Annotated in this window: 16 protein-coding genes; 14 read left to right on the top strand and 2 right to left on the bottom strand. The window is 60.9% G+C overall.

Going from position 1 to position 20994, the window contains the following annotated elements; translation table 11 throughout:
* The first annotated feature begins 10 nt into the window (after nt 1–10).
* From ACSEXS_RS00195 to ACSEXS_RS00140, 12 genes are all read left to right on the top strand, one after another.
* Entirely contained in the window at nt 11–1210 is a 1200-nt protein-coding gene (locus tag ACSEXS_RS00195) for a CpaE/TadZ family protein (protein WP_438431169.1), read from the top strand.
* Entirely contained in the window at nt 1194–2531 is a 1338-nt protein-coding gene (locus ACSEXS_RS00190) for a TadA family conjugal transfer-associated ATPase (protein ID WP_438431168.1), read from the top strand. The genes ACSEXS_RS00195 and ACSEXS_RS00190 overlap by 17 nt, the downstream gene beginning before the upstream one ends.
* Nucleotides 2528–3469, top strand: coding sequence for a type II secretion system F family protein (locus ACSEXS_RS00185; RefSeq protein WP_438431167.1), 942 nt, complete (start codon nt 2528–2530; stop codon nt 3467–3469). Before ACSEXS_RS00190 ends, ACSEXS_RS00185 begins: the two co-directional genes overlap by 4 nt.
* Before the next feature lie 15 nt (nt 3470–3484).
* Entirely contained in the window at nt 3485–4429 is a 945-nt protein-coding gene (locus ACSEXS_RS00180) for a type II secretion system F family protein (protein ID WP_438431166.1), read from the top strand.
* Nucleotides 4430–4479: 50 nt separating this feature from the next.
* The gene (locus ACSEXS_RS00175) at nt 4480–4698 is read left to right on the top strand and encodes a hypothetical protein (RefSeq protein ID WP_438431165.1); all 219 of its coding nucleotides are present in this window, start codon (nt 4480–4482) and stop codon (nt 4696–4698) included.
* 8 nt (nt 4699–4706) lie between these two features.
* Entirely contained in the window at nt 4707–5129 is a 423-nt protein-coding gene (locus ACSEXS_RS00170) for a TadE/TadG family type IV pilus assembly protein (protein WP_438431164.1), read from the top strand.
* 178 nt (nt 5130–5307) lie between these two features.
* A complete protein-coding gene (locus ACSEXS_RS00165) occupies nt 5308–6816 on the top strand; it encodes an S-layer homology domain-containing protein (RefSeq protein ID WP_438431163.1) in 1509 nt (502 codons plus the stop codon).
* Nucleotides 6817–6873: 57 nt separating this feature from the next.
* Nucleotides 6874–8880 (top strand): hypothetical protein, encoded by a 2007-nt coding sequence (locus ACSEXS_RS00160; RefSeq protein ID WP_438431162.1) that lies wholly within the window; start codon nt 6874–6876, stop codon nt 8878–8880.
* 96 nt (nt 8881–8976) lie between these two features.
* On the top strand, nt 8977–9315 hold the full coding sequence (locus tag ACSEXS_RS00155; RefSeq protein WP_438431161.1) for a hypothetical protein: 339 nt from the start codon (nt 8977–8979) through the stop codon (nt 9313–9315).
* A gap of 27 nt (nt 9316–9342) precedes the next feature.
* Nucleotides 9343–10134 carry a Tad domain-containing protein gene (locus ACSEXS_RS00150; protein WP_438431160.1) on the top strand — a complete coding sequence of 264 codons (792 nt, stop codon included), beginning with the start codon at nt 9343–9345 and terminating at the stop codon, nt 10132–10134.
* Nucleotides 10135–10288: 154 nt separating this feature from the next.
* The gene (locus ACSEXS_RS00145) at nt 10289–11575 is read left to right on the top strand and encodes a glycoside hydrolase family 27 protein (RefSeq protein ID WP_438431159.1); all 1287 of its coding nucleotides are present in this window, start codon (nt 10289–10291) and stop codon (nt 11573–11575) included.
* Between the two features lie 36 nt (nt 11576–11611).
* A complete protein-coding gene (locus ACSEXS_RS00140) occupies nt 11612–12496 on the top strand; it encodes a helix-turn-helix domain-containing protein (RefSeq protein ID WP_438431158.1) in 885 nt (294 codons plus the stop codon).
* Between the two features lie 63 nt (nt 12497–12559).
* On the opposite strand, the gene ACSEXS_RS00135 is transcribed toward ACSEXS_RS00140, so the two are convergent.
* On the bottom strand, nt 12560–13549 hold the full coding sequence (locus ACSEXS_RS00135) for a phosphotransferase (protein WP_438431157.1): 990 nt from the start codon (nt 13547–13549) through the stop codon (nt 12560–12562).
* 202 nt (nt 13550–13751) lie between these two features.
* The gene (locus tag ACSEXS_RS00130; RefSeq protein WP_438431156.1) at nt 13752–18374 is read right to left on the bottom strand and encodes a carbohydrate binding domain-containing protein; all 4623 of its coding nucleotides are present in this window, start codon (nt 18372–18374) and stop codon (nt 13752–13754) included.
* A 173-nt stretch (nt 18375–18547) separates the two neighbouring features.
* Between ACSEXS_RS00130 and ACSEXS_RS00125 the strand changes: the two genes are divergently transcribed.
* A complete protein-coding gene (locus tag ACSEXS_RS00125) occupies nt 18548–20128 on the top strand; it encodes an extracellular solute-binding protein (protein ID WP_438431155.1) in 1581 nt (526 codons plus the stop codon).
* 89 nt (nt 20129–20217) lie between these two features.
* The gene (bglS, locus tag ACSEXS_RS00120) at nt 20218–20955 is read left to right on the top strand and encodes a beta-glucanase (RefSeq protein ID WP_438431154.1); all 738 of its coding nucleotides are present in this window, start codon (nt 20218–20220) and stop codon (nt 20953–20955) included.
* Nucleotides 20956–20994 lie beyond the last annotated feature (39 nt).

Genomic DNA, 20994 nt, shown 5'->3' with positions numbered 1-20994 from the left:
ATGCGAGCGAATGGCCACCATCAAGATCACGCTCATCTGCGAGGATCAGCGGTTGACGCATCAGCTGGTTCAACAATTGACCTTTTTGGATTATCCCCTTGCCGAGACCATAGAGAAGCCGAAGGAAGCCTATCTGCAAATCGATTCCAAGGAGCCGCGCGTGATCCTCTTTGTCGAACCGGAGGAATCCGGCTTCGCCATCCAGTCGATCCAACAGCTGCGCAAGGTCAATGAGAGCGCCCCGGTCGTGTTCCTCAGCCGCCGGACGGATTTCCGCCTCGTGCGGGATCTGTACCGCGCCGGAGCGATGGAAGTGCTGCACATTCCCGACGAACTCGGAGAGCTGGAACGGGTGCTGGAGCGGGCTCAGCAGGTTCAGCGGAGCCAGCAGGTCAAAGCCGACAAGCTTCGTTCCTCGACGGTCGGCGGTGCGGGTACCGTTCTGACGCTGATGAGCGGCAAGGGCGGCTCCGGCACCACCTTCATCAGCGCCAACCTGGCCCAGGCGCTGGCGCTCAAGAGCTCGATGAAGGTGCTGTTCATCGACCTCAACCTGCAGTTCGGCGGCATCCAGAGCATGTTCAATATCACCCACGACCGCAACCTGGGCGATCTCAAGTCGGTCATCCGCGAGCTGACCGAGAGCCAGATTCGGAACGTGCTGTACCGCATGGAGGATTCGGGCCTCAGCATCCTGCTGTCCCCGAGCAATCCCCAGGAAGCCGAGACTTTTACCGGAGAGGATATCGAGCTGCTGCTCGCCGCCTGCCGGCAGTTCTTCGACCTGATTGTTCTGGATGTCAGCAAAGAGCTGAACGACATCTCCGTCAACGCGATCAGCAATTCGGATTACCTCATCTACGTGGTCAATCTGGAACGGCCCGCGATTATGAAGATGCAGAACATCCTGCAGCTCCTGGACCGGTATCATCTGATGAAGGAAGAGAACATCGGCCTGATCGTCAACCGATACAGCAAGAAGCACGACCTGAGCCTCGAGGAGCTCGGGAAAATGTGCAAGCTTCCCGTCATCGGCAAGGTCGGCGATGACTACAAACGACTGCAGCGCTACTTCAATCTGGGCCTTCCCCTCATCACGGACGGCAACGCCAATGCCAAGCGGATCAAGGGACCGGCGAAGGACCTGCAGCTGCTGGCAGCCGCCGTGCTCGACCGGATGGGAGGCGAGCCCGATGCCCATATTTCATAAGCTCAGCAACCGGCTCGACGAGCTGGAGACCGCCGCAGCCAAAGAACCGCTGCACTACCTCGACGAGCTGCTGGAGCATTACAAGGAACGGCTGCTGCGCGAGACCAACCTCGATCAGCTGATCCGGCTGCCGGTCTACCAGAAGCGCAAGACGATCGAGAAGCTCATCACCGACATGCTCGAAGAGGAAAAGGTCATCATCACCCAAAGCGACAAGACCTCGCTCATCCATATGATTCTGAACGACTCGGTCGGCTTCGGCCCGCTGGAGCCGCTGCTCAAAGACGAGCAGATCACGGAGATCATGGTCAACGGGCCGAACGAGGTTTACATCGAAAAGAACGGGATGATCACCCAGGCCGACGTGTCCTTCAAGAACCACGACCACATCCGGCACATCATCGATCGGATCGTCGCACCCATCGGTCGGCGAATCGACGAGAGTTCCCCGCTCGCCGACGGGCGTCTCGAGGACGGCAGCCGCGTCAACGCGGTCATTCCCCCCGTCGCGCTGAACGGGCCGGTGCTGACGATCCGCAAATTCCGCAAGGACCCTTACCGGGCGGAAGATTTGATCCGCTTCGGCACCCTGAACGAGAAGATGGTTCGGTTCCTCGAAGCGGCGGTGGGCAGCCTGGTCAACATTATCATCTCGGGCGGCACCGGCAGCGGCAAGACGACCCTGCTCAATGTCGTCTCCGCCTTCATTCCGATCGGCGAGCGGATCATCACGATCGAGGACATGGCGGAGCTTCGGCTGAACCGCAAGAACCTCGTCTCGCTGGAGGCGCGCCCCGCCAATATGGAAGGAACCGGCGAGATCACCATCCGCCAGCTGGTCAAGAACGCCCTGCGCATGCGGCCGAACCGGATCATCGTCGGCGAGGTGCGGGGCGGGGAAGCCCTCGATATGCTGCAGGCCATGAACACCGGCCACGAAGGATCGCTGACGACGATTCACGCCAACACGCCGGCCGATGCCCTCTCCCGGCTCGAAGCGATGATCCTGATGAACAACGCGTCGATGACCTCCGAGGTTGTCCGCCCTTACGTGGCGGCCGCCGTGCAGCTCGTGGTGCAGACGCTGCGGCTCACCGACGGCTCGCGCCGGGTGGTCTCGATCGCCGAGGCCGTCATGTCCGACAGCGGTCTTCAGCTGAAGGAAATCTTCCGCTTCCGCCGGACCGGCCTGAGTGCGGACGCCCGCGTGAACGGGTTCATGGAGACCACCGGCTATGTTCCGAAATGCGCCGAGAAGTTCAAGCTGTTCGGCTACGAGCTGCCCGATGATTTCTTCGCCGCCGGGGGGAACCCTTCATGAGCCAAACGATGCAGATTGCCCTCCTCTTGTTCATCGCCGTCGGCTGCGGCACGCTCGGTCTGCTGGAAGCCGCCAGCTTCCGCCGCAGACGGAACGCGCAGCTGCGCAAGCTGAAGCCGCTCTTCCGCAAGGACGCCGCGGAAGACAAAGGCCTCCTGAACCGCTACAACCGGCGGCTGAACCGGTCGGAGTACGGCTTGGAGCTTCAGCAGAAGCTCGCGGCCAGCAACCTCACCATCCCGCCGCTCTATTGGCTCGGGCTGCAAGCGGGGATCGGACTGCTGCTCTTCCTGCTGCTGTCCGTGCTGCTCGGCCTGGGCTTCGTGTACGACCTGCTGGCCGCCTACCTGCTCATGACGATCGGCCTCAAGCAGTGGCTCAAATCCCGCCGTTCCAAGCTGAACGCCCGTGTGAACGAGCAGCTGCCCGAAGTATGCCGACTAATGGCGAGCTGCCTGCGGGCCGGTCTCAGCGTCCCGCAGAGCATCGAGATGGTGGCCAAGGAGATCGCACCGCCCTCCGGAGCACTGTTTCGGACCATGACCGGGGAACTCAAGATGGGCATGACCCTGGAAGGCGTCATCGAGCGGCTCAACGAGCGCGTCTCCAGCCAGGACCTGCACCTCATCACCCAGACGATCCTCATCCAGCGGCGGGTCGGCGGCAACCTCAGCGAAGCCCTCGATCACCTGGCCCGAACCCTGGAAGAGCGCGAGCGCGTCAACCTGGAGATCCGCAACCAGACGGCGGAATCCCGCTTCATCGCCGTCACGCTGACTGCGATGCCGGCCGTAATTCTGATTATGTTCAACCTGGTCTTCAAGGGATTTCTCAAACCGCTCTTCACGCTGCCGGGTCTGATCCTCGCCGGCGTGATCGTCGGCCTGTTCGCAGGCGGATTGCTGCTCATCCGCAAAGTTACCAACGTCAGAGCCTAAGAGGAGGAAACGGCGATGAACACCTTTTGGGAAAACCGTGCCGTTCTGAACGGCTTTATGGCTTTCATCCTCCTGCTGTGGTCGGCTTCCATGTACTTCTTCTGGCGCTACAACCTCTCCCGCATCCGGCTTCGCCAGGAGCTCGGACTCATCAAGAAGCGGGAAAAACGCAAGCGCACGGGCAAAGAGAAGCTGAAGGAAGGGATCGTTCGCGGCTCCATCCTGTTCGCGCCGGTCGGGCGGCGGTTCCGGCTCTTCGTCAACGAGGAGGACATCCGCCGCAAGATCATGCTGGCCGGGACGCCGTATGGCTTTGACCTCGACGCCTTCTACGGCCTGCGTTACCTCTGCGTGCTGGCCGGTGCGCTCGCCGGGGCCCTGCTGATGTTCGTCGGCTTCAACAGCATCTTCCTGTTGCTGTTCGTTCTGGCCGGGCTGTTCGCGCCGACGATGTGGATCCGGTCCGCGGCACAGGCGCGGCAAGAGACCATCGGCCTGCAGCTTCCCGATTTCATGGACGCGATGAGCGTCACCCTGCAGGCCGGAGCTCCGCTCGATCCCGCCACCAAGCAGATCGTCCAGGGCATGGACGGTCCGCTCGCCGAGGAGATGACCCGCCATCTGCAGGAGCTGGATATGGGGGTCCCTCGCGAGGACGCCTACATGCGGCTCATGGCCCGCAACGACTGCAAGGAGTTGGAGACGCTGGTCCTCTCGCTGATTCAGGGGAGCAAGCTGGGGGTGCCCATCGCCGCTACCTTCAAGAACATGTCGGAGGACATCCGGGAGGCCCGGATCGGACGAATTCGGGAAAAGGCCGCCAAGGCCAGTCCGAAAGTAACGCTGATCACCACGTTTCTGATCGTCCCCGGCGTGCTGCTCTGCATTCTCGGCATGCTGGCCTTGAATCTGATCTACAATCCCGAAGCGATGGGGATTGACCTCAGCTTGTTCAAATAGAGGCGGATTGCCGCCGATGAGCCGTTTTCAGCGAAGGGGGGTGAACGCAAATGGGCAAAAAATTGTACGCGTACGGGTTGACGTTGGCCAACCGCATGACCAAGGCCGTCAAGAACGACCGCGGGGCGCAAGCCATCGAATACGTCGGTCTCGCCGCGCTGGTCGTGGTTCTGCTGGTCGCCATCATGGGATTCGTCAAGGATTCCGGCGGCGAGACGATCGGCAAGAAGATCATCGACAAGCTGGGCAAAATGCTCGACAGCTTCTGATGAGCCGGATGGGCAAGCCTCTCCTCTTTCCGCCGCTTCGCAGGGGGATTCGAACGCTGGCCGGGCTGGTCCGCAACGACAGAGGCTCGCAGGCCATCGAATTCGTCGGCGTTCTGCCGCTGTTCCTGCTGATGATTGTGATCGTCTGGCAGGTCGCCCTGGCGGCGGATCGCTACATCACCGTCAAGGCAGCCGCGATGGAAGGCGCCCGGGCCGGCGTGGTCGTCACGGACGGCACCGGTTCCTCCGCAGCCGAGCGGGCGGCCAAGAATGTCGCCGGAGCGGCCGCGCAGGTCACGTCCTCCGACGGAGGAACTTATTTTACCGTGAAAGTCGAAATGAAAGTGCCTCTCTTGAACAACAGCTTATTTAAGACCAACGGTCTGGCATTGCCGGTCTCATCGTCCGTCACCCTGCGCAAGGACCCGTAACGAAGCACAAAAGGAGGGCGTTCCCTCCGGCAGACGGAAAACGCTCCTCCTTGCTCGTTACCGTTTCACCTTTCCATCGAAGACCAGAGGCGAGCCTCCCTACATAAACCGTATCGATAGCCCTAAGCCATGACAGGCAGGGAAGAAGATCTCAAGAGAGAGAAAAGGAGAGACAAACATGTCCAATCGATTGCGGGTATCGCTCGGACTTCTCCTGCTGGCTGCGCTGGCCGCCGGCTGCAAGGATTCCGATAGCCCGAAGGCGGAGGCGAACTCGGTTCCCTCGGCTTCGGCCGCGACCGCCGTTCGTCCATCTTCGGCAATAGGCGCCGAATCCGCTTCGCCGGGCGCCGACGCAACCGCCGCCCCCGCGCCGGGGATGGAGCGTCCCCGGCTGAAGGTCGAGGTGGTGCGTCCGTCCCAGACCGACATCGCCGCTCAAGCGGCCGATATTGCCGGACACCCCCGCGAGAAGGCGATCGAAGCCTTCCTGAAGACGGGCGCGGTCCAGCTCGGAGCCGACCGGGCCTTTCATCCCGATCAACCGATCAAGCGGGGCGAATTTTTGCAGTGGCTGATGAAGATGGACGACAAGGGCGTGCTGCCGCGCGATTCCGAGACGCCGTCGTTCCGCGACGTTCCGCGCGACCATCCGCTCTACCGGATGGTGGAAGGCATGAGAGCAGCGGGCGTGGTCGCCGGGTATCCCGATCAAACCCTTCGTCCGGATAAGGATCTGACCCGCGAAGAAATCTCCGTCTTGTGGGGCATGTACATCCGCAAACAGTCGGTAAGCGCCCCGTATATGAATTTCAGCAAGATCGACCGCAATTTAATCTCCTTCTACGAAGACGGAGACAAGGTCAGCGACATCTTCCTAAGCGGCGTAACGGTCTATTTCCGGGAACAGACCATCAAAGACCTGTTTCACATCGAGAAGAAAATCGAACCGCAAAAAGCCGTAACCCGGGCCGAGGCGGCGGACTGGATCACCCGGCTGCGCCCGGAGGAGGATGAGCCGGACCCTTCCCAGGAAGAGAGCAAACCCGAATCCGATGCCCCTTCCCCTTCTCCGGAAGCGCCTGCCGGGGAGACGAATACGGTGCAGATCACAGACATCGGCGGAACCCGGGACGAAGCCGCGCTCGTCCGCCTGCTGGAGTCGGGCGCTGTCGACGTAGACGCGCCCGGCCTGTTCCGGCCCTACGACCCGGTAACCAAGCGAGATGTTCTGCGGTGGGCCGCCTATTACCGGCCGGGTGCGATCCAGCCGGCAACTCCGGCGACGCCGACCTTCTCCGACCTGGCTCCCTCCGACCCCGACTATGCCCTCGTAGAAGGCCTCGCCGCCAAGGGACGCCTAAAGGCCGGCTCCGACGGCGGGCTCCGGCTGGATGAAGGATTGACGCGTCAGGAGCTGGCGCAGCTATGGGCCGACTACTCGGGAAAAGACTATTCAAGCGATTCGAGCGCCCTCTCGGACGGCCAGATCAAGCTCTACGGCAATTCGGACGGACTCCTTCCAGAGCTGCGCAAGCCGGTCGGAGCTGCCATCCTCCTGGGCTATTACAAAAAAGCCTTCGGAATGACCCCGGCGCTCGGCGCCGACCTCCCGGTCCTTCGCACCGAAGCCGCCAAGTGGATCATCGTCTATTACGACGAGCATCCTGACCGGGATCTGCCGTAACCGGGCCGGTTGGAATACGCATAGGCAGCTCCTCGATACCGATAGTGAGGTGACCCAATGAAGAAAATCGCCGCTCTGTTTACCGCCGCCGTCCTTCTTCTGGGCTGGTACCCGTCCGCCGCCGTTCGGGCCGAGGAGCCGCCCTCCTCGCTTGACTATAAGCTGGGTCCGGTCGCGATTCCCGACCGCAACGGGAATTCGGGAAGCCAGCCGGTCACCGAGATCGCCATCCCCGGCTCCAATGTGCCGGTCGGCCCTGCCCCCGGCGGCGGCGCCCCCGGCTCGGCTGCTCCGAATCCCGGCTCGAATCCTTCCGCTCCGGGCACCCCAGGCGTTCCGGGAAGCGAAGGCACGGACGCGACCTCTCCCGGAGGCCAATCCGGCACGCTTCCCGGAACGAGCGGATCGCTTCCGGGGACGGGCGGAGCCGGAGGTTCGTTCATGCTCCCCGGCTACACCGGAGGGAGCGGAACCTCGCCCCTCTTTCCGAGTTACTCGCCCGGCGGAGGAACGGCAAATCCCGGCCAAACGACCTTCGGCTCCCCGGATTGGGTCTGGACCCAGGCTCCGTGGAATCTTCCGTTGTCTGTGCCGGGGGGGATTACCAATCCGAATTTCCCCGGCAGCTGGCAGCCGTCGACCAGCTCTCCCGGCAGCCTGAACCCTTCGAACCCGTCCGCCGGTTCTCCGTCTGCGTCCTCTCCCGCTCCCAAGCCGGCTCCGCCCAAGGAATCGTTCTGGGATCGGGTCAAGGATTGGGGCAAGAAGACATTCGATTCAACCGTCAATACGCTCCGCGATGCGGCAACCCATGTCGGCGACTGGCTCCAGGAGTACGCTCCCAAGATCGGACGCGGTATCTTGGTCGGCCTGGTCGGGGCCGGTATCATCATCGGCGCGGTGGTCGTGGTCGGCCTGATCCTGGGCACGACGATCGCCTCCCCCATTGTTCTCGCCGTCGCGGCGGTCGCCGCCATCGGGGTTGGGATCTACTATTCGCTGACCGCCGTCGACTTCGATTTTTGGAAGGGCGTCGCCAATAGCGCGTTCGCCGCCCTGACGGTCGTGACGCTGGGGCGGACGCTGAACATCGGTTCGCTTGGCCAGATCGCCGGTTTTTTCCGCTCGGGGCTCGGCTCGCTGCGCTCCGGCTTCAGCGTCGTACAGAACTTGTTCCGGGCGGGCGGCATCCGCGGGCTGCTTCAAGGCGCCGCCTCCGGGGCGCGAACCTTCGGCCGCAGTCTATTGAGCGGCGGGCGCAGCCTTCTCGGCGGGCTGAAGAACGGACTCGTCGGCGCGTTTCGCAACCCGGCCGCCTTCGTCTCCAAGCACCTTTGGAACAAAGCGATCCGGGCGTCGTTTACCTTCAACTTTATCGCCAACACGTCGATTCATATGCTCAACAACGGCATTCCCTCGGCCAAGGACGGTCTGCTGCTGCTGGCCCAGTCGGCGCTCAGCACCTTCTTCTTCGAAAAGCTGAGCAAAGGCGCAGCCGGGCGATTCGTCAGCACGGTCGCCAAGCGCACCTCCGAGTTCGTCTTGGGTGCGGTGGAGACGCTGGCCGTCAACCGGCTGAAGGGCAAGGACACCTCGACCCGCGAATTGCTGCTCGGCGGCTACCTCAAGACCTTCTTCGTCAAGCCCAGCGTCAAGGAAGGGATGGATCGGACGGTTATTTCCCGGCTGGTCGACAAGGCGAGGAAAAAGGCCGGGGTAGGCACCACGTGGCAGGAGCTGCTGGATGCGGGCATCACGCCGGTCTTGGCGACCAAGCGGGCCATCGCCGACCGAACGCTCAACCGATTGTATAAGAGTCCTTTTGCCGCGAGGACCATCCAGCGGCTGAAGGACAAGGGAGAGAAGCTGACCGCCGGCCAGATCGCCATGCTCGAAGCCAACGGCACGCGAATGAACCAGATTGTCAAGGAAGCGGAAGAGAAGGTAAAGTATTATCAAAAGACGATCGAAAAGGCCGCCAACGAGGGAATCAAGCAGCTGATCAAGGCTTCCGATCCTTCCGCGCCTGCGCAGTCCAACGGCAAGCCGGCTTCGGCCCCTTAGCGGTCGAGTTTATATCCCAGATTCGCCCCCTAACGGGCGAAAAGCTTAAACCCTCGGCTTCGTCTCTATCGGCTTCATGCAAAGGAGGAAATCGATTTGAACGGATATCCGGAGAAGCAGCCCCGTGCGGGCACCCCCCTGCTCAAGCGGCTTGAAGCCAAAATTCACGGACTCAGCGACCGAACGGAAAACTGGCTGGGCAACGGAAGCGTCGTGCTGCTGGTTGCGGGGTTTCTCGCCATCTCTTATTTCACGACCGACAAACAGTGGATGTCGGAACAGACGGCGTACATCCTGTATGCCCTGCTCTGTCTCATTTGCCTCCCTTCTCTCGTGATCGCCTATGTACGGGCGGAGCCGCCGGAACGGAGCCGCTACCGGATCATCGCCTTTTTGACGATCCTCTTCCTGTTGGTCAAATTCCTGCTCTTCTGAATCTGCCGCCCGCGAGGAGAACTGTCCATGTTCCGTCCATTGCGCAACGACAAAGGCAACGTTACCCTGCTCACCCTGTTCACGCTCGTGGGGATTCTGTTCGTGAGCGGGATCATGCTCTATTTTTTCAGCACCCATATCGTCCGCCGCCAATCGCAGAACGTGACGGACAGCGCCGCACTCGCGGCGGTTCAAGTGCTGAAGGATCGCTATGAAGAAGCCATGCAGGACGAGGCGTCCCGCGAACTCGACCGGGTTCTGGACGAAGCGAACCGGTGGATCGACGATTGGATTCGGAGCCATAGCTCCTCTGTCCCGCCCGCGGCTCCCGGCGGCTCCCCCGGACTCCCGGCCGCCTCGCCGGCCGGGCCGGCACCAAGCCCGCCCGACCCGCCCACGCTGGAGGATGCGCTTCGCGAGCTCGGCGTATCGTCGGAGGTGATCGCCTTGGTTTACCCACGTTACCTCTTCCGTAAGGAGTACGACTACCTCAAGGTGGTAAAGGACCCTTATTTCGCCTTCACCGCCGAACGGAACGGCGACCTGCTCTACGACACCTACCTGGGTTCTTCCGGCGAGATTCAAGCGGCTGTCCGCGACATCATCGCCCGCAACAACGGGACCGCCGGCGACCGCGGGGCCATTTGGTTCCCGACCGACAACGAGCCGAAGCTGAGCCTCACCGCGGGAGCCGAATTGAAGCTGGAGAAGGTCGGGTTCGACGAAGATATCTATTCCGAAGCCGGCGCTTCGATCCATTCCAAGGATTTTCCGATCGCCATGTCCAATCAAGTGCCCCGGCAAATTCCGCTGAACTGAAGCGGGGTTTGCCGGTTTTTTTCATGAGGTTAGATGAGCAATATCGTACAATTCGGGACAACAATTTACGCTGGCAACCGGAGTTCTTCCGGGTTACGATAGAATCAATCTTTTACCACATTGAATCTTTTACCACATTGCTCGAGGAGGACCTATGAATCATCATCAGTTTGCCCCGACGCCCCCCATGGGCTGGAACAGCTGGGACTGCTACGGAGCCGCCGTAACGGAGGAAGAAGTTCGCGGCAATGCCGAATACATGGCCCGGCATTTAAAAGAATTCGGATGGGAGTACGTGGTCGTCGATATTCAATGGTACGAGCCCGGCGCCATTTCGTCCCAATACCGGCCGTTCGTCCAATTGGAGATGGACGATTATTCCCGGCTCATTCCCGCAGTCAACCGCTTCCCCTCGGCGGCGGACGGCAAGGGCTTTAAGCCTCTCGCGGATCATGTGCATGAACTCGGCCTGAAATTCGGCATTCACCTTATGCGGGGGATTCCGCGGCAGGCCGTCCACGGCAACACGCCGATTAAAGGGACGCAGGCGACGGCCCGGGATATCGCCCATCCGAACTCCATCTGCCCCTGGAACACCGACATGTACGGCATCGACCCGTCCAGAGAAGGCGCGCAAGCGTATTACGATTCCTTGTTCGAGCTGTATGCCGAATGGGGTGTGGACTTCGTCAAGGTGGACGATATCGCCGCTTCCCGGCTGTATCCGCCTCACTTGGATGAAATCCAAATGATCCGGCAGGCGATCGACCGGTCCGGGCGGCCGATGGTCCTGAGCCTCTCCCCCGGTCCCGCTGCGCTCCAGCACGCCCGGCTGTTCGAAGAAAACGCCAACATGTGGCGGATAACCGATGATTTCTGGGATCTATGGCCGCTCCTGCTGGACATGTTCGACCGGTGCGAGCAATGGCAGGGTCGGCCGAAGCCCGGAGCCTGGCCGGATTGCGACATGCTTCCGCTCGGCCATATCGGGATTCGCTCCGTCGATGGCAACGGCTCCGATCGGTGGACGCGGTTTACGCGCAGCGAACAGGTGACGATGATGACCCTGTGGTCGATCTTCCGCTCCCCGCTCATGTTCGGCGGAGAGCTTCGGGACAACGACAACTGGACGCTGTCGCTCCTGACCAATCCCGAGGTGCTGCAGATGCACAAATCCGGCAAAGACGCCCGGCTGTTCCGGCGGGAGGCCGACCATGCCGTTTGGATCGCCGACGGTGAGGGCGGTGAACGCTATGTCGCCTTGTTCAACCTCGGTGACAGCCCGCTCCTTCTCTCCATTCCGCTTAACGAACTGGGCCTCCCGGACGGAAGCCGCTGCAGGGATGTGTGGGCCCGCCTGGACTTGGAGCTCGCCGAGCCTGCATTATTGGGGTCTCTGGAGCCGCATGGCGCGTCTCTCTTCAAGCTGTCCGGCATTTAAAGGCATGAAGCATCCAAGGAAGCGGAGGTGCCGGTAATGGGCAGCGATTCCGTTCATGAAACCTTCGGGTTTCGGTATACGCCCGCCGACCACCTGGCCCTATGCAACCTCTACGCGGTCGGACATGACGTCGTCTGCGACCCTTCTTACCGATGGGACAGCTCGCTGCGCACGGATGGGCCGCAGATGATCTTCCAGTATACCCTCGCAGGCGAAGGCGTCCTGGAAACGGCGGGAGAAACCTACCGAATCGGACCGGGACGCGCCATCATGGTGGAGGTTCCCGGCGATTTCGTCTATTCCTTCCCGCAGGACGGGGAGTCCTGGACCTTTCTGTTTATTCAGATTCTGCCGGCGCTGATTGCGCCCAACTGGCATGAAGCCAAGCGGCGACTGGGACCGGCCCCGTTCCTTCCGGAGACAAGCAAGCCGATCCGCATGCTGCAGGCCATATTCGACGAGGCCTGCGCCGGCCGAATCGCGGATGCTTATACAGCCTCTTCGATGGTGTACCAATTTGTCACCGAGCTCTGCCGATTTGCCTCGCTTCCCCCGGATGACCGGCGGGAATGGCCGGTCAAGGTCCGTCAAGTCGCCGAGCACCTAGAAGCGCACTACGATCAGATGCTCAGTCTGGACCAGCTCGCGGAGCTGCATCAGGTTTCGAAATACCATCTCATCCGTATGTTCACGGCGGCGGTCGGCGTACCGCCCGGAGAATATCGGAGCCGAATCCGCATCGAACAGGCGATGCGGCTGCTTCGGCAAACGGATGAGAGCCTCGATCAGATCGCGGAGCGCGTCGGCTATTCGAGCGGCAGTTACTTTATCAGGGCCTTCCGCCAAATGACCGGTTGCACCCCCGGCAGCTTCCGGTCGGGTCAGGAGCACATGACGATTCATCGCTTGTTGTTCAATTGAAACGTCCGCTGCGAGTATCGTCCTGTCTGTACACCTGCGCAGCACAGGCGCACCGGAGCGCTGCTAGCGGTATTCCGCCAACATCCGCAAGGCTTGATCCCGGTTGTAATCCATGATTCCCTTGACTTCCTCCGCGTCGGGGTACCCGCGCTGAAGCAGCCGATGGGCACCGGCCGCATAGGAAAGATGATGGTTCAGCTTGTAAAAGGCCATGCGGACGGGGTCAAGCCGGCTGTTGGCAAAGTAGCGGCCATAATTGGCGAACCGGAATTCCAGGAAGCTGTGTTCGTATTCGGGATCAAAATACAATGCTCCGTCAAGATCGATCAGGTACGGGCGCAGCTGCTTGTCCACCAGAACATGATTAGGCCCCAGCTCCGCGTGGATGAAGCCGTACTGCGGCCGGACTCCGATCGCCGCGGCCAGGTCTTCCATTACCCGCGCGAGCTCCCCGGCATGCCGATGGATGTCCGGTATTCCTTCCGCGAGATAATCCAGTTCCCGGTGAAGCGCCGGCAGCATGGGCTTGTGGCAGCCGGCGGATAAGGCCGGCGGCAGCGATTCCTGGAGCCGCCCCCAGAACGTGCGCACCTGCCGGTGCATGGTGTTCACCATCTCGGCAAGCGGCTCGAAGATCCGATCCTGAAGCTGCGGCTCGGCCACAAAGAAGTCCGAAGCTTCCCGGCCTTCAATGAACTCGACGAAGGCGAAGGCCGCTCCAACCGTCGCTCCCGCCGGTTCAAAGTGATAGAGCTCCGGAGTGCGGACCTTCAGGCTGTTCAGAAACACGGACGCATCCCGAAACGCCTCGCCCCCGAACCCGGATATGGGGGAATCCTGCTCCTCCCGCTCCAGCTCTTCCCGGAAATAGTTCCGCTCTACATCCCAGTTATACAGGACGAAGTTGAAGCCGTTCGAGCAGCGAATCCGATGCACCTCCTTCTGCGCTCCGCCGCACAGCGGCACGGCTTCCTCCGGCCGGTAACCCCCTCCGAAGATCTTCTCTGTCCATTGAACCAATGTTCCCTGCAGCAACTGATCCCATTCTGCCATTCTCTCGTCCCCTTTTCCTTAACTTCGTGCCAGATTACTATAGGGGATGTGGAAAAATAAGTATAGACTGTTTCTTAACGGTCGGATATGATGGTGAATAAGGTCTTTGCAAAATTAGGCATACCAATAAGAGGCTGTTCCGTCGGCACGATCGCTGACGGGACAGCCTCTGTTCTTGTATCAGCCCCGAGTGGGCAACGGGTTACGGTTCCCCTACTTCCACCAGCACGATGTTGTCCAACCGGACATCCGCAAGATCGGCATCCGATCCGTCAAAGGCTCCTACGTTGAAATCGAGTCGGGCGTTGTCCTCCGTCGCAGCCTTCATCGTGAACGTGAACGAATAGGTCTTCGATTCGGCAGACAGCTCCACGTCGGCTCCGAAATACCCGATGTACCAAGGATCCTCGCTCAGCTTCTTGCCGAATCCGATGTTCATTTTCCTCGGAGCCTCGGCGCGGGCATCGAAGGAAAACCGGTAGGTCTTTCCCTCCTCCAGCCGAATCCCCTCCTGGCTGATCTGCGGATTCCAGTTCTGGCTTCCGGTCCGGTCGATCTTGATCACCATGGCGCCGCTGTCGGTCGTCAAGCGCCCGGCGGAGCTTCCGTTCCATTCATCTCCCCAATAAGCCGACCAATGATCCGCATTCTCCTCGAACAGCCCGTTCTCAATCAGGCTGCCGCTGAGCCGGATGTTGTCCAGGCGAATCTCGCCGGGCGCGTTGTAGACGACTCCTCCGACGGTCATCTGCCCCAGGTCGAATTCCAGCTTGGCGTTCGTTTCCGTCGGATGCTTCATCACGAACGTAAACTGCTGCAGCTTCTTCTCGCTTGTCAGCCAGAGCGTCGGTTTATGACCGTCGAGGAAATCCGTGTAAGCGTAGTTGGCATCCGGATCAATGTTTCCTACGCTCAGCTGAATCGGCCGGTCTACCGTTGAAGAAGCCTCGAAGGTCACCGAATAGGTTTTTCCTTCCTCCAGCGTGATCCCTTCCTGGTAAACCTGCTGGTTCCAGCTGTCGGCCGTCAGCAAGGGGAGCACAATCCTCATATCGCCTTGTTCGGCGGAGATGGAGAGCTTATTGGCCTCGTAGGTCTGCCACTCCGAGACATCGGCATCAAAGGTGCCGTTGCGGACCAGGTTTCCGACAGATCCTCCGGAAAGGCCGTTGGTCAGGATGAAATAATCCACGTTGACGTGGGGGGCATAAATTTGCAGGGTTTGGATGCCCGCGTTCAGTTGAACGGTCTGCTCCACCAGCTTGAAGCTTCCCCAGTCACCCGTATTGGCTACCTCCATCGTATACCGGAAATCCGCATCCTCCTCGCGGATTTCGCCCACCGGCAGCGTGTGCGTGTACACGCTCCCCTGCTTGGCAAGGAGGGTCAAGGAGCCTCCTCCTTCATAGCCCGATGCGACATAGTAAGCGATTTTGTATTCTCCGGCTTGGCGAACATCGAGGATATACTGCATCCAGTCCCCGGGATCGATCCAGCCGACGCTCTTTCCGTCCTCGCCCTTTTGCACGCCGGACATGTCCGAATAGTTCTCCGCTTCGATCCGCTTGGTTCCCTGAACCGTTACGGGCGGACTCATTTCCTTGAGCGTTACATGGTCCAGCTCCAACCGCCCGGTAAGCGCACCGAGCCCGAATTCGAGCTTGCCGGTATGCTTCTCCGGAATGGGGGCGACGATCATCGAATAGCTTCGCGGCTCCGTCCCGATCTCGAAGGTCTGCTCGGCATCAAGCCCCGATTGCGCTTGGTTCCCAATGCGGGCCGCCAGGGAGACATTCTCCTCTGCCCGAGCGGTAAAAGACAGAACATACGTCTTGCCCGCCAACAGGTTCAGCCGATCCTGGCTGACGATGAGCGAATACGGCTCGCCCGCGGAAGCCGGCTTCCCATAGAGCTTGCGGTCGCCGACCGCGCTTCCCACCCGAACCTCGGCTTGCGCGGCGGCCGCTCCTTCCAGCTTCCAGAACCCGAGCCGGTCCTTGCCTTGATCGAAGGTGCCGTTGTAGATCAGATTTCCGCTAGGCAGGGCTTCGCGCGGGGCGTTGGGGTCGGGGTCCGCCGTCTTGATCAACCGTACCCCGTCGATCCAGACGGGCAGCGTTCCGGCTTTCCCCATGTTGAATTCCAGCCGGGCATTCGGGTCGGTATCGGCTTTCATCGTAAACGTGTACGTATAGGTTTGCCGCTCGCCGGAAAGCGCCACGGTCCGGTCGTCCATGTAGCGGACATAGTTCCGGTCCGGTCCTGACAGCGAAGCCACCATCGATCGAGCATCCGTCGACCAGGCGTCGAAAGACAGCTGATAGGTCGATCCCTTCAGCAGAGGAAGTCCGGCCTGCACCAACTGAATGGCGTAATTCACGTCGCCTTCCTTCTCGATCGTCGTCCGAACCGCGCCTTGGTCCCAGGCAGCAGAGCCCGTTCCGCCGTAGAGATCGGCCGGAGGAGCAAACGGCTGGAAGGTCCAACGGCTTAAGTCTTCTGCAAATTCCCCGTTCAGCACATAATTTCCGTCCGCTGCCGGCTCGCGGATTGCCGAGCTCTGCTTGGCGGGCAGCGTCGGCTCGCGGTAAGCCTGGCCCTCGCGTTCGTAGACGCGGACATAGTCCACCAGCATCTTCTGCGGGAATGCCGTCGTCCCATTCGGATTTCCCGGCCAGTCGCCACCGACGGCCAGGTTCAACTGGAGGAAGAAATCCTGGTCGAACGGCGCGGGATAGGTGTAAGCTGCGCCCTCCTGCGGATTCTGGCTGTACCAGTTGTTCAGCTTGGCATACAGCAATCCGTCCACGTAGAAACGGAATTCCCCCGGCTCCCATTCCAGACCGAAGGTATGATAGTCATCGGAGAACGTCGCGCCGCCGGGCAAGCTGTAGCTGCCCTGCGCCTGCTCATGGGGCTGTCCGTAGTGGAGGGTGCCGTAGATCTTGTTCGGCTCCTGTCCCAGCAGCTCCATGATGTCGATCTCTCCGCAGGTCGGCCAGCCGGAATAGAGGTTCTGATCCTTCGGCATCATCCAGATCGCCGGCCAAATCCCCTGGCCCTCCGGCAATTTGGCGCGGACTTCGTATTTGCCGTACGTCCAATCGCCCTTGCCTTCGGTCGTCAGCTTGGCGGAGGTGTAGGCGTTGCCTTCAGCCGCCGGTTCCTTGCGGGCTTCGATGACCAGCTTGCCATCCTCGACCCGTGCGTTCTCGGCGCGGTCGGTGTAGGTCTGGAGCTCATGGTTGCCGAATCCGCCGCCGCCCTGCACGAAGTTCCACTTTGACGAATCGATGCCCGCTCCGTCAAAGTCATCCTTCCAGACCAAATTCCAGGCTTCCGGCTTCATCGTGCCGGGTGTAACGGTCAACTGCTGAAACCGCGCCACCTTGCCATTCCCGTCCACCTCGTAAATACCGAGGTACTTGTTGACCGCCGGATCCACTCCCGAGATGTCGGTTCCCGGTTCGTAGGGATCGAGAAGCAGGCTGCTCTTCGGCAGCGGGTCTCCGGCTTTGGGAACGGACAGCGGCTGGCTGGAAATCTGAACCGCCAGCCGGCTTCCGGCAGACATCGGAGCCGTCGCCTTCGTCGTGCCTGGAAGGCTTCCCGGCGCCAGCACAGGCGACCAGACCGCCGGTCCCGGGGTGGGTCCGCCTGCGCCCGCCGACGGGCTTGTCGTATTCCCCGCCGGGATCAGGGCCGCCCGGTCGGCCGACCAGACGTAGTCCTTTCCGGACTCCAGGGTCATGCCGTTGACGCGGATCCCGGACGCTTCCGCCCGAACCCGGACGGCCTTGCCGGTCCCGCCGATCGTCGACCCGTCGGAACCGGATTGAAACGTGAGCAGTTGAATGACCGCCCCTTGCGCAAGCTGAATCGCGGCCGGGCTGCGCAGCGCCAATCTGGTCAATGCGGTATGTCCGTTCGCAACGACCCGGATCGGATGATCCGGCTGCTCCAGAATGGCTTCGGCCATCGTCGAATCGTTCAGATGGATGCTGTTGGAGCCGCCGCCGTTAATGAAGACCGTACCGGCGACCGAGGAGCTGTCCACCGCAGCATCCCCCAAACCGATGCCCTGGGCCAGATACAGGTTTCCGGTCACTTCCTTGTTGCGCAGAGTGACTCCGCTCGCGTTGATGACGGCGTTCGCCAGCGTTTCCTTCCGTTCTTCTGTGACGGCCTTGTTGTACAGCGTTCCGGCCAGCCGGTCCAGCAGAACCACGGCTTCGCCGCGGGTAACGGTCTGTCCGGGACGGAACGAGCCGTCCGGATAGCCCTCCAGGGCTCCCGCCTCAACGAGCTCCGTCACGGCCGGGAGCGCATACGGCCGAATGGCCGACTTGTCCGAGAACGTCTTCGACTCCTCCGTATCCTTCTTGCCGCTCCCGGTCTCCGGCAGATGGAACGCCCGCGACAGCATGACCGCGGTATCCGCTCTCGTCACCGGCTGATCCGGCCGGAAGGTTCCATCCGGATACCCGGCAATGTACCCCGCCCTGAGGACGGCGGCTACCGCGCCTGCATACCAGGCTTTCGCCGGTACGTCCGTGAATGCGCCCGTTCCAGCACCGCCAACGCCGAACACGCGCTGCAGCAGGCTGCTTAATTCCGCTCGGGAGATCGGCTGATCCGGCTTCAGCGAGCCGTCGGGGTACCCCGCCAGCACTCCCGAAGCCGTCCATTTACGAAGCGCCGTCTCCGCCCAATGCTTCTGAACCGTCTCTCCTCGTCCTTCCGTCTTCGAGCTTGCATAACCAGCGGTTGTGAAACTGCCGGCCATGATGCATACAATCAGCCCCGATGTAAGGAACCGCTTCACCGCTTTTCCACTCTCCCTTTCGCAATGTGACTCCATTATAAAAGCCGCCTGAAACCGCTCCCATACCTACTATTTAGTTTTTGTAGCGATCCGTTAACTTGTTTGTCCGCTTCGGTACTCCGGTCGTTCTGCCCCCGCGGATTCCGTGCTACAATGGGGGCGGAGGAACGCTTATGACTAAAATTTGGCGCATGTCCGCTGTGCTGATCGTTCTGCTCGGCCTGATGGGCCTGATCGGTCGGATCAGCCTTGCTCCCCACGGCCCAGGGGCAGAAGCTCCGCGATCGGACGATGGGCAGAACCGGCTCGACCGGCTGACGGTCGCGTTCAGCCTGAGGCCGTCCCTCAGCTTCAAGAACGGCGAGACCATCGAAGACAACGTCCATACCCGGTGGGTGCGGGAACGGCTGGGGATCGACCTTCAATATGACTGGACCGCTCCGGACAGCACCTTTTCCACCAAATTGAAGCTGCAGCTGCTGAACAAGCGGGAGCTATCCGATATCATTCCGGTCCGCACCGACGTGGTCCACCAACTGATCGATTCCGGGCAATTCCGGGAAGTCGACGACTTGTTCGAGCGGTATGCGTCTCCGGTCTGGAAGGACGCGATGAACGAGAACCCGTCCGTCTGGTATCCCTATGAGAGGGCCGGGAAGCATTACGCCATCCCGATCCTCGATTACGATTACAATTCCGATCCGATGATGTGGATCCGGGAGGACTGGCTGGAGAACGTCGGCCTCGAAGCCCCCTCCACCCTGGCCGAGCTGGAGAAGGTGCTCGAAGCCTTCAGCCGCCAAGACCCGGACGGCAACGGCAAGGACGACACCTACGGCCTGGCCGTTAGCTTAGGCAGCACCATCAGCACCTGGATGGCGGATATCAGTTGGGTGTTCGGCATGTACGGCTGCCTTCCGGAGCAGTGGAACTTCTACGATTCTCCGGACCGGCTGGAATTCGGGTCCGTTCGGCCGGAAGCGAAGCTCGGCTTGGCCAAGCTTCGGGAATGGAGAACCGCGGGCTATTTCCCCGACGAGGCGCTGTGGCAGGATGAAGAAACGGCAACCGGGTGGTTCACCCGGGGGAAAGCGGGCATTGTCGTCGGCCCCCACTGGATGCGGTTCTGGCCGCTGAACGGACTGACGGACAAGAACCCGACTGCCCGGGTTATCGCCGTCCCTCTGCCGAAGGGACCGGGCGGCTTGTCTTACCATCGCGCTTCATCGCCCCGGAACGGAGCCATCGTCATCAACAAGAACAACCCGAATCCGCAGACCTTTTTCCGCTACATGAACTTGCTGTACGACACGCAAGGACGGGGCGAAGGAGAGTTCGCCTTCGGAATGGCGCGGGACTACGACTACACGGTCGTCGATGGGGTTCCTTCGGCAGAACATGGCCTCATCCCCGGCGGTTATGTCGACGTCTCCGGGTACACCCTGACCTATGACGGCGCTCGCATCCCGTCCCATTGGACATTCAAGGTGGCCGACAGCGAGAAGGCCGTGCTGGCCAAGTCGTTTTCCAGCCGGCTGCCCAACGAATTTCAAGGTCCGCCGACGGCCACCATGCTGAAGAAAGGCGATCAGCTGCTTCAAACCGAACACGAAACGTTTCTGCAGATCATTTACGGCAAGAAAGACATCGCGTATTTCGACGATTTTGTCGCCAACTGGAGGGCGAACGGCGGAGCTGCCATCACCCATGAAGTCAACGACTGGTACCGCTCGATTCCGCAAAAGAGTCAATAATCCGGTCGTATTGTTGAAAGGTTGCTCTTTCCCCGCTGTTCCGGGCGCTTTAGAATAGGAAGAAGCATATCGAATGGGGTGGGAAGCAGATGAACTGGAAAAGGGCTGCACTGGCCCTCGCGCTTGCGCTGGGAGCGGCAGGCTGCTCGGAGAAACCGGCGGCAACCTCAGGCGATCCGGATAACACGTGGGTCCAGCCGCTCGGTGAGCCCAACGCGGACAAGTGGGAAATTTCAACCGGGTATTCCAACGGAGCCCCCTTCGATTGTACCTGGTCCGCAGACAGCGTTCGCTTCACCGAGAAGCAGATGGACCTGACGCTCACCAAGAAGGAGTCGGGAGTCGAGGGAGCCGAATACAAGACCCGGGATACCTATCATTATGGAACCTACCAGGTTCGCATGAAGGCGGCCAAGAATACCGGCATCGTGTCCTCCTTCTTCGTCTATACCGGGCCTTCCTTCGGGACGCCTTGGGACGAAGTAGACATCGAATTCTTGGGCAAGGACCCGACGAAGGTGCAACTCAACTATTACACGAATGGAATCGGCGGCCACGAGAAGCTGGTCGATCTGGGGTATGATGCCTCCGAGGAATTCCATACGTACGCCTTCGAGTGGAAGCCCGATGCCATCCGCTGGTTCGTGGATGACAAGCTCGTGCATACCGCGACGACTGACCTTCCGGTCACGCCCGCCAAGATCATGATGAATCTTTGGAACGGCACCGGGGTGGACGGCTGGCTGGGTCCCTACGATGGGGCCTCGCCGATTACGGCCTCTTACGAATGGGTCAAGTTCACCCCTTATGAAGAGGCGAAGAAGTAGACGCCGACAAAGCAAAAAAGCGTGCTCTCCGGATGACCG

Origin of the sequence: Gorillibacterium terrae, from assembly GCF_051594785.1 — a bacterium.
Taxonomy (GTDB): domain Bacteria; phylum Bacillota; class Bacilli; order Paenibacillales; family NBRC-103111; genus Gorillibacterium.
Note: the sequence above shows the minus strand (reverse complement) of the source record. Positions and strands in the feature narration are given on the sequence as shown.

Excerpts from the sequence above, each read along its gene's own strand:
- ACSEXS_RS00195 (WP_438431169.1), top strand. The coding sequence starts at position 11 with ATGGCCACCATCAAGATCACGCTCATCTGCGAGGATCAGCGGTTGACG.
- ACSEXS_RS00190 (WP_438431168.1), top strand. The coding sequence starts at position 1,194 with ATGCCCATATTTCATAAGCTCAGCAACCGGCTCGACGAGCTGGAGACC.
- ACSEXS_RS00185 (WP_438431167.1), top strand. The coding sequence starts at position 2,528 with ATGAGCCAAACGATGCAGATTGCCCTCCTCTTGTTCATCGCCGTCGGC.
- ACSEXS_RS00180 (WP_438431166.1), top strand. The coding sequence starts at position 3,485 with ATGAACACCTTTTGGGAAAACCGTGCCGTTCTGAACGGCTTTATGGCT.
- ACSEXS_RS00175 (WP_438431165.1), top strand. The coding sequence starts at position 4,480 with ATGGGCAAAAAATTGTACGCGTACGGGTTGACGTTGGCCAACCGCATG.
- ACSEXS_RS00170 (WP_438431164.1), top strand. The coding sequence starts at position 4,707 with ATGGGCAAGCCTCTCCTCTTTCCGCCGCTTCGCAGGGGGATTCGAACG.
- ACSEXS_RS00165 (WP_438431163.1), top strand. The coding sequence starts at position 5,308 with ATGTCCAATCGATTGCGGGTATCGCTCGGACTTCTCCTGCTGGCTGCG.
- ACSEXS_RS00160 (WP_438431162.1), top strand. The coding sequence starts at position 6,874 with ATGAAGAAAATCGCCGCTCTGTTTACCGCCGCCGTCCTTCTTCTGGGC.
- ACSEXS_RS00150 (WP_438431160.1), top strand. The coding sequence starts at position 9,343 with ATGTTCCGTCCATTGCGCAACGACAAAGGCAACGTTACCCTGCTCACC.
- ACSEXS_RS00145 (WP_438431159.1), top strand. The coding sequence starts at position 10,289 with ATGAATCATCATCAGTTTGCCCCGACGCCCCCCATGGGCTGGAACAGC.
- ACSEXS_RS00140 (WP_438431158.1), top strand. The coding sequence starts at position 11,612 with ATGGGCAGCGATTCCGTTCATGAAACCTTCGGGTTTCGGTATACGCCC.
- ACSEXS_RS00135 (WP_438431157.1), bottom strand. The coding sequence starts at position 13,549 with ATGGCAGAATGGGATCAGTTGCTGCAGGGAACATTGGTTCAATGGACA.
- ACSEXS_RS00125 (WP_438431155.1), top strand. The coding sequence starts at position 18,548 with ATGACTAAAATTTGGCGCATGTCCGCTGTGCTGATCGTTCTGCTCGGC.
- bglS (WP_438431154.1), top strand. The coding sequence starts at position 20,218 with ATGAACTGGAAAAGGGCTGCACTGGCCCTCGCGCTTGCGCTGGGAGCG.